The organism is Prevotella sp. Rep29, from assembly GCF_019551475.1.
Taxonomy (GTDB): Bacteria; Bacteroidota; Bacteroidia; order Bacteroidales; family Bacteroidaceae; genus Prevotella.
On the sequence record NZ_CP047159.1, the window covers coordinates 380,084 to 392,537 of the forward strand.

The window sequence follows — 12,454 nt, forward strand, 5'->3', positions numbered from 1 at the left end:
ATGCCAAAGTGGTTTCATATAACGATTTCCGTATTGCTTGCATTATTGGCGATCGGTTTTTCCATTCTGATATGCGGTAAGCATCACTGGGGATATATCCCGTGTGCCGCCATAGCAATATTATTGTTTGGTTGCTTCTATGGATTCCTTCGATTGTGCTTCTGGGCGGGTGCAAAGATAGCTCTTTCCTATGTTGAGGCATACCAAAAGCATGTCCGTCCTCGTATAGAGGTGGAGGCGATACAGAAATACATCGCCGAGCATCCGGTTGAAAAGCCTGTTCAACAATCTCCCATTGAAGAAATGGCAGAACATAACAAAGTCCTTAATCAAGAGGAGCGTCTGCGCAGATTCATGGAGACTTGTAAAAGGGAGCGTGAACAATTCATCGCCATAAAAGAGAAAGCCGACGAAGAAAAGTTGGCAAAGATTCAAGCGTATGTCCGTCAAACTCTGATGGCTTTCGACTTCACTGATGAAGAACTGTTCCAAGTGAACGAGTGCATCGTTTCGCTAGTTGTTCATGGTGTTGTCGTACCCACACTTCCGATCAAGATTGAGAGAACTGGCAAGAAGATGCAACTCACGCAGCATGACTTGGCAAATCTAAGTTGGAACATTGCCAACCAGTACAAGCTCCCTAATAAGCTGGCCGCTCAGTTTGCACAGTACACCTTCCCTGCCTGGTTCTGGAATACCACAACAGAAACACTCGCCAAGAAGCTGAAGCACAGGTCCGGCGACCTCTACATCAAGATTGATGAGAATATCATTGATAACAAATATTATTCCAATTGAATATTAAACAAATATGAGAGACGCAACGAAACTTCGTATATATTTTAACGATGACAGAGCATTGTTCCTGATTCCGTTGTACCAACGTAAATATGCTTGGCAGAAGAAACACTGCCAGAGGTTGTTTTCTGATTTACAGAAGATACACAAGTTCAACTTGTTCAGCCATTTCTTTGGTAGCATAGTATCTGTTAAGGCCAGTGAAACGGAAAACGACCTGTTGATTATCGACGGACAGCAGCGTATCACTACCATTTCCATTCTAATACTGGCTGCAATCAATGCTGTTCAGAATGGGGATATGATTTGCGAAAACGAGGAATTTCTTAAAGATACGAAGGAGAAATACTTGCTCGCAAAGTATCGTCGTGGAGACCGAAAGATTAAGCTTCGTCCCATCGATGATGATATGGAAGCATACGACAAGCTTTTCAGCAACGATGAGGAACAGTTTATACCAGCGGAAAAATCAGGTATCACAAGCAACTATAAGTTCTTCTACAGCTTGATAACTTGCCAGGGGCACAAATTGGTCTTTGAAGACCTTATCGAGTCTATAGAAAAGCTTATCATTATCGATATTTGCTTGGATAGCAAAGATAACCCTCAGCTGATATTTGAAAGTCTTAACTCTTGTGGTAAGGACTTGGAAGAAGCGGATAAAGTTCGCAACTACCTCCTGATGTCTTTAACTAAGGAAGAACAGGAGGAATACTATTATACCTACTGGCGTAAAATAGAGCAAGCAACTGGCGGTGAGCCAACCATGTTCATCCGTGATTACCTTACCATCAAGAACAAAGAGATAAGCAACATCGACGAGCTGTACTTTGACTTCAAAGCTTACGACGAGAAGAGCAACATCCCGCGCAAGGAGTTGTTGGCTGATATGTGGAAGTTTGCCAAATACTATAAGATTGCGCTTAAAGGTGAGACGGACAGCCCAAAAATTAACAAGAAACTAAGGCAATTGGCGAGCATCGGTTCTAACGTGTGTATGCCGTTCTATATGCTTTTCTTGAATTACGCCAACGAAACGCAGATGAGCGAGGAGCAGCAATATGCAGTTTTCGACGTAGTAGAGAACTACTGGGCACGCCGTATTATCTGCGGCTGGCCAGCAAACTACATGGCAAAGTCGTTTGCTGTACTTCATAATGACGTCATGCGCATTTATGATACGCACAGAAAACGTGGACTGGAGGTAGAAGTTCCTTATGTGGAGGTGATGAAGTTTCTTATCCTAAAGAAACAGGGTACGGGTGTTTTTCCGACGGATGCAAACATCGAATATTATTTTCCACAGAGACAGGTATACAAGATTCCTGCTTCTTACCGTGCATTCCTTTTCGAGCGCATGGAAAATCTTGACAGCAAAGAATATGATGAGAATATCATACAGAAAATGAATGATGGCAAGATTTCCATTGAACATATCATGCCACAGCATCTTTCACCACAATGGAAGAATGACCTTGGCCCTGAAGCCGAACGCATACATGAACAGTATCTTCATACATTTGCCAATCTTACGCTTACTGGGTATAACCTGGATTACAGCAACCGTCCTTATAGTGATAAGTGGAATGGTTATACCTATAAAAAGAAGGATAAAGAGACGAAAGAGGAACATGAATTCACCGTGTATGGATACAAGGATTCTGCCTTCAAACTCAGCAACTACATGAAGACGCATCTTCTGTGGACAGAGGCTGAGTTGAAGGAACGTGGCGAACTTCTGATGAGGAATTTTCTTAAACTATGGCCCATGATAACATCGCAGTATAAGCCACTTGAAAGGGAAATGGAACTTGTTTCTATTGATGACGATGACACAGAGCTGAAGGGCAGAAGTATTTCGGGGTTCCGCTATAAGGGAGCTCGACACGAAGTTTTGTCATGGAAAATGATGCTGATGGAAATGTGCAAGCTCATCTTCAACGAAAAGCCATCTGAAATGCTCTATTTGGCCACTCGCAACAACAACCTATATTCGCATGAACAGAATTACACGACGAAAGTTGCTGATAATTGTTATGTGTGGTCATCTAATGATACGAGAACGAAACGGTCGGTTCTGCTTTATATTATGAAAGAAGTTGGTATCAATCCTTCTGACCTAGAGCTTGAATTAGTACCGCTAAATGATAATGCAATCTCTGACAGCGTAGAGGACTAATGATGTTCAAAACGCCGATAAATAAAGGTCTTGAGAGGATTTGGCGATAACATTCAAGATGGTTAAACTATGGAATTTATACAACATATTTGTACCAAGTACATGTAACTAATTGATACTCATATATGATTACATTCGAGGAGGTGAAGTAAGGAAATCATTATCTTTGCAGTGATGATGAAAGCAACGGAGATTATCAAATACATGGAGTCGCTATACAATGAGGAACAGCGGCAGGTGTTGATGCGGTTCTTCAAGACAGGAAAAGGGGAGTATGGCGAAGGTGATGAGTTCTTGGGATTGAAAGTTCCTCAGACGCGCGAGATTGTCAAGCAATGCAAAGACTGTCCGTTGAGTGAAGTACCTGAGTTGTTGATGTCTCGTTGGCATGAGGTGAGGCTTTGTGGTCTGCTGCTGATGGTATCGCAGTTTGAACGACTTTCGAAAAAACGGCTGGAATATGATGGCGAGGCAATCAGAAAGCGCGACGAAATTCTGACCATGTATCTGCAATATGCCGACCGAGCCAGCAACTGGGATTTAGTGGATCTCTCGGCTCCGAAAATCTTGGGGGCGTGGCTGTTGTTGCCGACCCAACTTGATGACGGGACAGACAGTCATAAGTTACAGGTGCTTGATGGGTTGGCGAGGAGTCAGAGCCTATGGAGACAGCGGATAAGTATGGTCTGTACGTGGACAACCTCACAGCAGGGCGATGCCTCGTGGTGCTTGCGTTATGCTGAGATGCACTTGCATCATTCGCACGACTTGATGCATAAGGCTGTTGGTTGGATGTTGCGTGAGATGGGTAAGCGTGTCTCAATGGATTTACTTCGTGGTTTCCTGTGTCGCCATGCTCACGAGATGCCTCGCACCGCCCTCCGTTACGCCATAGAAAAGATGTCTGAGGAAGAGCGCCGGGAGTGGCTGCGCTTTTCAATAAAATCTCAGAAATAAAAAAATGGAGAACACTTGCGCGTTCTCCATTTTTCTTCTGTTTCCTGCTTTTTCCTGACTTCATCACTTTTTTGCGCCATCATATAGCGCACAATGATAATCAGCGAGTTACGTAAAATTATTGGGTGGTTTGGGTGGCGCAAGCGAAAAACGTGTACCTTTGCACCATGTATGTACGCAAGAAACACAATCGTTCCGGCTCTACAAGTGTGGTAGTGGTCAGTAAAGCGAGTGGAAAGTATAAAGAAATAAAATCGTTTGGCTCCTCTACATCCGAAGAGGAAATACATTCATTATGCGATAAGGCTGCTGCATGGATACGTTCATTTGGCGGTCAGCAAGAACTTGACTTTGATGACCGCAAGGGAAAGGAAGTCGAGGAGACAGAGCGTTTCCTTAGCAATATTGACAACGTGTTGATAAACGGTACTCGGCTTCTGCTTGATCAAGTCTATGACAGCATCGGCTTCAACCGGATTCCCGATGAGATTCTGCGTCATTTGGTAATCGCAAGGGTGTCGCAGCCCAGAAGCAAACTTGCCACAGTAGATTACCTGAAGTCATATTATGATGAAGATGTTGACCTCAACCACATCTATCGCTACATGGACAAGCTCTACAATACCCAGATGGAGCTTGCGCAGCAGATTAGCGTAGAGCACACCCGGAAACTGTTCGGAGGCAAGATTGGATTGATGTTCTACGACGTGACGACGCTCTACTTTGAGACAGCACAGACGGACGTATTGCGTGAACCGGGGTTTTCAAAGGATGGAAAGACGGCAGAGTCACAGGTTATACTCGGTCTGCTTGTATCAGAAGGAGGCTACCCGCTTTCATACTCTCTGTTCAACGGCAGCCAGTATGAGGGCTTCACCATGATACCAATGATAGATGACTTCAAGCAGCGTTTCAATCTGGGGAAAGATTTTGTTGTGGTGGCAGACTCAGGCTTGATGAACAAGAACAATGTCACTTTGCTGCAGGAGGCTGGCTACAACTACATACTTGGAGCCCGCATCAAGAGCGAGAGCGCAAGCGTGAAGCAATGGATTCTCTCTTTAGAGAAGGTTGATAAAGCCTGTTACGACTACAAACGTGAGAATGGGGAAAGACTTATCGTCAGTTATTCCGACAAGCGTGCAAAGAAGGATGCCTACAACCGTGACCGCGGAATTGTCCGATTGAGAAAAGCCTATAAGACCGGACGCATCACGAAGAGTCAGGTGAACAAGCGTGGCTACAACAAGTTTCTTGAAATCAGCAAGGACATAGAAGTCGTCATCAGCGAAGAGAAGATTGCAGAGGACTGCCAGTGGGACGGACTCAAGGGCTACATCACCAATACAGACCTTGACGCCGAGCGTGTCATTGCCGAGTATCATGGACTCTGGGTGGTGGAACGTGCATTCCGTATTTCAAAAGGAACTCTGGAAATGCGTCCGATGTTTCATTTTACAGAACGTAGGATAGAGGCACATGTCTGCATTTGCTTCATCGCCTATAAGGTATATAAGGAACTGGAGCGACTCATTGCCATTAACAAGATTGGGATGAGTGTCGATAAGGTGCTTGAGGCAGCCAAAACTATCACGACAATCAGGGTAAGGATGCCTAAAAACGGGACTTACTTCACTAAGACACTCTTCTTGACGGAGAAGCACCTCGCAGTGAAACCACTTTTCGACATATCTGGCAACAAATCTTAATTTGGGTGGCGCATTGACGAAGTCAGGAGAACACTTGCGCGTTCTCCATTTTTCTTCTGTTTCCTGCTTTTTAAATTGTTCTTGTACATCTGGCTATCTTTCGGGTGAAATCTTGACATTTTAACAATTAAGAAAAGGGGGTAATTCGGAACGGCTAACATACATTTTCAGCGACAAACTTTACAAAAAGTCGCATAATCCGACTGATTAGGGGAGAAAATGATTATCTTTGCATTTGAAAATAAATAGACCTTAGAGTATGAAGAGTAACAGAGTAACAGAATTGTTCGGCATCGAATTGCCGATTATTCAAGGCGGTATGGTATGGATCAGTGGATGGCGCTTGGCTGCAGCGGTGAGCAATGCCGGTGGGCTCGGTCTGCTTGGGGCTGGTTCCATGACACCTGATTTACTGCGTGAGCATATTCAGAAAATGAAAGCGGCGACTACCAAGCCGTGGGGTGTCAACCTGCCGTTGATGAATCCGGCTACTGAGGAATTTGTAAAGATTGTGATTGACGAAAAAGTTCCGGTAGTGTTTACTTCGGCAGGCAGCCCGAAGAAATATACAGCCCTGTTCCACGAGCACGGCATCAAGGTGTGCCACGTCGTTTCAAGTTCAAAATTTGCCGGAAAATGCGAGGAGGCTGGAGTGGACGCTGTGGTCTGTGAAGGCTTCGAGGCTGGTGGTCACAACGGCAGGGAGGAGACTACGACGATGACGCTGATTCCCCAAGTGCGGAAAGCTACGTCGCTTCCGCTGATTGCTGCGGGCGGCATTGCCAGTGGCGAGGCGATATTTGCAGCCATGGCACTGGGTGCTGAAGGTGTACAGATTGGCACGCTCTTCGCCCTGACGGAGGAGAGTAGTGCTTCGGAGGCGTTCAAAACGCGCTGCACAACGTTGGAAGAAGGCGACACGATGCTCACGCTGAAGTTGCTTTCACCCACCCGACTGGTAAAAAATGCGCTCTATTGCCGCATTGATGAAGCAGAGAAAGAAGGCGCTTCGAAGGAAGATTTGCTGAAACTGGTTCCTCCAGGCTCTGCACGACGCGGCATTTTCGAAGACGACATTGAGAACGGAGAGGTGGAAATCGGTCAGATTGCTTCTGCGATAAAAGCCGTCCATCCCGTTGCAGAAGTGATGAAACGTCTTGTAGATGAGTTCCACACGGCAAAAGAAAAGTCTGCAAATTTTTAGTTTGCAGACTTTTCTATCAATCCTTTCATCCATCTTCCACGCAGCAGATGGATGAGAAATATCGTACCGCGAAATACCAGTTCGATAGCCATTGCTATCCAAACGCCCCGCAAACCATAATCCTTAGCAAGCAAAGCGGCAAGCGTCAGACGTACCAGCCACATCGAACAGAGATTGATGGCGGCAGGACGCAACGTGTCGCCAGCTCCCACGCAAACGCTATATGCAATAATCGAAGCTCCGAACATCGGCTCGGCAAAAGCTTCGATGCGCAGACAGTCGGCTCCTAAGTCACAAATAGCCTGCACCGGGGTCATCAATGCCATGAGCTGCGGAGCGGTCACAAACATCACAACACCCATAACAGCCATCACAATCATTCCGGAAAAGACGGTCATCCGCGCAAAACTATAACACAGGTCGCGACGTCCGGCACCCATGCTCTGACCGACCAACGTTGTCGCCGCCTCGCCTATTCCGTAGCCCGGCATGTAGCACAAACTCTCTGCTGTGATTGCAAACGTGTTGGCAGCGATGGCTACGTTGCCTAACGGTGCGACAATACGCGTACTGATAATCTGCGCACCGCTCATCAGAAACGACTGGGCAGCCATCGGTGCGCTGATTTTCAAAGCGTTCCGAAGGTATTCCCACACGAAAGTGAACGGCTCACGGTCTTGTTTCAACGTGAGAATATCACTGCGGAATATGGCGAAATAGGCTTGCACCGAACCGCCAATGACGATTGCCATCGCCGTTCCGAGCGCCACGCCGAGCACCCCAAGGTGGAAAACAAAAATCAAGATATAGTTGAAAACCACGTCCAACAGACACATCAGAACGCTCATGATACTCGGGATGCGCATGTTTCCACTGCATTTCAACATCGCTCCGGAGATGCTTGACAGCTGGAAGAAGGGCATGATGCACATGAACACAAAGAAGTATGTCGTCGCATCACCGGCAATGTCGGCACCGCCACCCAGCCAAAAGGGGAGTTTCCAAGAGATGGCGATGCCCACCAATGCCAACATGACGCTCAGAACAAACGTGCAAATCAACCCATGTCGGAACACCGAACGGGCTTTCTTGAAATCGTTTGCACCGATGAAATGGGCTACCTGAACGCTAAATCCCATTGAGGCAGCGGAAGTGAGATTACCAAAGAACCATGTGCTGGACTCCACCAGTCCGCAAGCAGCGGCAGCCTCCACACCGATACGTCCCACCATCGCCTGGTCAATGAAGAACATCATGACACTCGTCACCTGTGCCAATATCGAAGGTAGGCTCAACTGGAATATCAAGTTGAGCTTATCCCCTCTGTTCATCGGCAGTCCGCCGCGGATTTGTGAGAGGAGTGCTTCACTTCTCGTCTTTGAAAAAACCATTTTGGAGTTGCAAAGTTACGAAAAATCGAGAGCAGAACGAAATAAATTTATTTATTTCTTATGCCGAGATGAAGTAACTTATTTAAAGTTACGATTAAGCGAGAACAATACAAAATAAAAGTTTGGTTTTATTTTTATTGTCGAGCGTGAGGAACTTATTCAAAGTTACGATTAAGCGAGAACACGAGTTGTTGAGCTGTGCGAAAAACTTATTCAAAGTTACGATTAAGCGAGCACAGGACGAAATAAATCTATTCCATGGTCATTAGACCGAGAAAACGGATTCACTGAATTCGGGAGGATACACCGATTCGCCCGCCGCCCTTTATATATAATGTGTATTTGCCCGCCATTCCGTATGAACGGTGGTATAAAAAGTGTGACGGACAGTTCCTTTTGTTCAGAAACTGTCCGTCACGTCATCCTAATACAACCTTTTTAACTAAAAAGAGCTCATGATATGCTAATCTTTTCTATAATTTCCTATGACCTAAATGCTCTTTTCACGTTGCAAAAATAAGAATGTTTGCGCACACAGCGCACTTTTTGGTGATTATTTTTCCTAAAAGCGACATTTTATTGATATAGGTCAATTTTGACAAGATTCAACGACTTACATTTTGACGTTGCATGAGCCACTTGCACCAGTCTTTATGGAGCCGTCTCGATGATGGCTGCCCATCCGCCTCCCGGTGCGAGGTGCAGTTTCAGCGGTTCGGCGGAAGACAGGCGCACTTTCGTGCATTTGTAGTCGGTGGCATCCCGCTTGGCATTGATTCCGTCGGCGAAGACAACAGCTTCCGAAGATTGCAGTTTCAATGGTGTGAGGTCGATGCTTAAATCCCGTTCCGTCCAGTTGGTCAGTGCGCCGACATACCATTTATTGCCTTTCCGCTTTGCCATAACGATATATTCCCCGATGGCTCCGTCGAGCGCGATGGTCTCGTCGAAGGTGGTCGGCATCTGCGCGATAAAGTCGGTTGTTTCCTGCTCTTTCATGTATTTGGACGGGCTATCGGCGAGCATTTGGAGCGGTGCGTCATAGATGACGTACATCGCCACCTGATGCGCTCTAGTTCCTTGGCTCATCGGGTTGCCCCAATCGCTGTTGAAGGTGGCTGGTATTGCGTTCTTCATGGCGCCCGGAGTATAGTCCATCGGTCCGGACAGCATTCGCAGATATGGGCATGTGACGTCATATCTCGGGAAATCGGTCTGGATTTTTCCATTTTTCTTTCCGTCCCATTTCGTCTGTTCAAGCCCTCTCACGCCCTCGATGTTGAGGACGTTCGGATAGGTGCGCTGCATTCCAAAGGCGCGTATGCCGTGCAGGTCGAGCAAAAGGTGGTGTTTTGCGGCACATTCGCTGATAGCCTTCACGTCGCGAACAACGATTTGGTCGTCGCGGTCGAAGAAATCGACTTTGAATCCCTTGATGCCCATCTTGGAATAATGCGCGAAGATATTGTCCAAGTCTCTCATGGTGTTTCGCCATGTTGCCCAGAGTATGATGCCGACATTTCGTTCGTTGCCGTATCGCACAAGTTCTTCAAGGTTGATGGCTGGCACGATTTGCATGAGCGTTTCCGGACTGCTCCATCCTTCGTCGAGGATGATGTATTCTAGTCGGTTGTTGGCTGCGAAGTCGATATAATATTTGTAAGTCTCAGTATTGATACCTGCCGGGAAATCGACGCCGGTCAGGTTCCAGTTGTTCCACCAGTCCCATGCCACTTTTCCAGGCTTAATCCACGACGTGTCCTTTATCCGGCAAGGCGGTGCCAGTCGCTGTGCCATGTCGCAGTCGAGCAGTTGCCGGTCGTGTTCGGTCACGAGGACGACCCTCCACGGCAGGGCACATGCTCCACTGATTTGGGCGATATAGTCAGCCCGCCGCTGTGGAATGACGTTGCGCTCTCTGTAAATGACTTCCATCGGGTAGGGAGCGAAGTCGGCACGAAGGGTGTTCTGCCCGTCCTTAACGAGAAACATGCCGGGATAGTCTTCCACCGCAGCATCCATGATGACCGCCTTTTTGCCGTCGGGCAGACAGATAGCTGCGGGATTCATGACAAGCGTGTCGGGATTGATTTCAGAGATTTTGCACTCGGTATAGAGCGATTCGAAGGAAGTTTGGTAACGTGTTCCTTTGATGGTATTATTATAATAAGGTGCGAACGCCTGGTAATCTCCTCCGAACTGGAATGTTGCCGTCTCACGCATGATGGTTGCCTGTCCTTTCTTCGTGCGCACGAAACGATATGCCGCCCCGTCGTCGTATGCCCGGAACTCCACGTAAAACCCCTGAGAGGTTTGGAGCGTGAGGCTGTTGTAGTTGTCCTGTATCTGTTTTCTGTAATAAACGGCAGTCTGGAATGTCCCTCGATGCTGTTCGCTTTTTGCATGCTTCACTTTGATGTTTTTGCCAAGCGTATTGCTGTTTTTCCCTTCGCTGTACTGCAAGGCAATGTCTGAAGGTTGCAGGACGACGGTCTGCTGATGCTTAACGCTCCACTTCAGTTGGTTGTCTGCATGAATCGTCACGCGGAGTTTTCCGTCGGGTGATTGCAGTTCATAAGTGTTCTTTGCTGTCATCGTCAGTGATGCGAGCACAGCAAGAAGCGCGAGAATCAAGTTTTTTGTTTTCATATTGTCTGTTTTTTAATGGTTAGTTACTGGATATTGGAGATGGCGCATGGGGTGTCCTCCCCACATGGCATCGTTGACGAAGCGGAAGCCCACATTGGTATAGAGTTTTTCAGCATTAGGATTTCCGCAATCTACGAGCAGCCCCACGGCGGGCAAGCCGCATGCCTGCGCCCTCTTGACAGATTCTTTAAGCAGTCGGGTGGCGATGCCTTGCCCGCGATATGCGGGCAATACGGCGAGACTGTCGAGATAGAGTTCTCCCGCCTGTGTCTCTTCGTCCATATCAGAGAAGTCTCTTTGCAGGAAAGTTTTTGCTTCTTCGATGAATGCTCTCCGCAGCGGCAGGAGGTCGGCACCGTCATAAGAGACGAGAATACCTGCAAGAACCTGGTCTTCTGTGAGCGCCACCAGCGTGTTTTTGTAACTGTATTGAGAATCTTCCCGCTCAACGAGCGTGGTCATCATGCGTTCGAAATCAGCCAGCGTGTGGTCGGGACCGGCAAACCACCGGCAGCAATCTTCACTCATCGCTGACATAATCAGCCGCGCAATCTCCTTCGACTGTGAACGTTTAGCATAACATAATTCCATGAGTCATCGTATCTATGCGCAAACAAAGTTAATGATTTTTTCTTATATTTCGGAGTTTTTCTCTCGGGAAATTTACTTGTATGGGGATTTTTTCTTATTTTTGCAAGTAGTTCTAAAATGGATTGAGGTATGAACGAGAAGAAAGCATCGCATGTGAAATATGCGGAATATATCGAGCAGATTGAGATTGACTCACTCTGGTCGGGAAAGAAACATGTGGTATGGAATCTGGATCGCAAGGTGAACATCCTGAGCGGTGTGAACGGCATGGGCAAGAGTACGATTCTGAACAAGGTCATCAAGGGCTTGTATGCCGGCGGTGAGTTTCCGAGTCACATGCTGAAGGGTGTCCGCCTGAAAGTCTTTCCCGAAGATGCCAAGTGGATTCGCTTTGATGTGATTCGTTCTTTTGACCGTCCACTGATGAACCGCGAACGCATTGAGCGGCTGGATATCAATTTGGCAACTGAACTGGACTGGCAGTTGTTTCAGTTGCAGCGCAAATATCTGGACTATCAGGTGAACATCGGCAACCGCATCATTGAGGTGTTGCAGGCTGGCGGTCCTGACGCTACTGAACGTGCGGGGCAGCTGAGCGAGCCTAAGCGCAAGTTCCAGGACATGCTCGACGACTTGTTTGCCGACACGGGCAAGAAGATTGTGCGCACGGAGAATGAAATCATGTTTTCCCAGATTGGCGAGACATTGTATCCCTACCAGCTGTCAAGCGGTGAGAAACAGATTCTGGCAATCTTGCTGACAGTACTCGTTCAGGACAATTTGCCGCATGTGTTTTTCATGGATGAGCCGGAAGTGAGTCTGCACATCGAGTGGCAGAAGGTCTTGATTGACCGGATTGTGGAGCTGAATCCCAATGTCCAGGTGATTCTGACGACCCATTCTCCCGCCGTGATTATGAATGGTTGGATGGATTGTGTGACGGAGGTGAGCGACATCACTGACCAATGAAAGTATC

Annotated in this window: 9 protein-coding genes; 6 read left to right on the forward strand and 3 right to left on the reverse strand. The window is 47.2% G+C overall.

What is annotated here, in order from left to right:
• The 5 genes from GRF55_RS01615 to GRF55_RS01635 all read left to right on the forward strand — a co-directional run bounded on the left by GRF55_RS01615 (window position 1) and on the right by GRF55_RS01635 (window position 6,847).
• The gene (locus tag GRF55_RS01615; RefSeq protein ID WP_220368825.1) at window positions 1-798 is read left to right on the forward strand and encodes a hypothetical protein; all 798 of its coding nucleotides are present in this window, start codon (window positions 1-3) and stop codon (window positions 796-798) included.
• A gap of 13 nt (window positions 799-811) precedes the next feature.
• Window positions 812-2,977, forward strand: coding sequence for a DUF262 domain-containing protein (locus tag GRF55_RS01620; RefSeq protein ID WP_220368826.1), 2,166 nt, complete (start codon window positions 812-814; stop codon window positions 2,975-2,977).
• A 174-nt stretch (window positions 2,978-3,151) separates the two neighbouring features.
• A complete protein-coding gene (locus GRF55_RS01625) occupies window positions 3,152-3,934 on the forward strand; it encodes a DNA alkylation repair protein (RefSeq protein ID WP_255563814.1) in 783 nt (260 codons plus the stop codon).
• 167 nt (window positions 3,935-4,101) lie between these two features.
• On the forward strand, window positions 4,102-5,643 hold the full coding sequence (locus tag GRF55_RS01630; RefSeq protein ID WP_172774742.1) for an IS1634 family transposase: 1,542 nt from the start codon (window positions 4,102-4,104) through the stop codon (window positions 5,641-5,643).
• A gap of 259 nt (window positions 5,644-5,902) precedes the next feature.
• A complete protein-coding gene (locus GRF55_RS01635; RefSeq protein ID WP_220368827.1) occupies window positions 5,903-6,847 on the forward strand; it encodes a nitronate monooxygenase family protein in 945 nt (314 codons plus the stop codon).
• On the opposite strand, the gene GRF55_RS01640 is transcribed toward GRF55_RS01635, so the two are convergent.
• The 3 genes from GRF55_RS01640 to GRF55_RS01650 all read right to left on the reverse strand — a co-directional run bounded on the left by GRF55_RS01640 (window position 6,844) and on the right by GRF55_RS01650 (window position 11,478).
• A complete protein-coding gene (locus GRF55_RS01640) occupies window positions 6,844-8,238 on the reverse strand; it encodes an MATE family efflux transporter (protein ID WP_220368828.1) in 1,395 nt (464 codons plus the stop codon). The genes GRF55_RS01635 and GRF55_RS01640 overlap by 4 nt on opposite strands.
• A gap of 651 nt (window positions 8,239-8,889) precedes the next feature.
• Window positions 8,890-10,887, reverse strand: coding sequence for a glycoside hydrolase family 97 protein (locus GRF55_RS01645; protein ID WP_220368829.1), 1,998 nt, complete (start codon window positions 10,885-10,887; stop codon window positions 8,890-8,892).
• A 12-nt stretch (window positions 10,888-10,899) separates the two neighbouring features.
• Window positions 10,900-11,478: a GNAT family N-acetyltransferase gene (locus tag GRF55_RS01650; protein WP_220368830.1), complete on the reverse strand. Its 579-nt coding sequence runs from the start codon at window positions 11,476-11,478 to the stop codon at window positions 10,900-10,902.
• Window positions 11,479-11,607: 129 nt separating this feature from the next.
• On the opposite strand from GRF55_RS01650, the gene GRF55_RS01655 reads away from it, so the two are divergent.
• Entirely contained in the window at window positions 11,608-12,447 is an 840-nt protein-coding gene (locus GRF55_RS01655) for an AAA family ATPase (RefSeq protein ID WP_220368831.1), read from the forward strand.
• Window positions 12,448-12,454 lie beyond the last annotated feature (7 nt).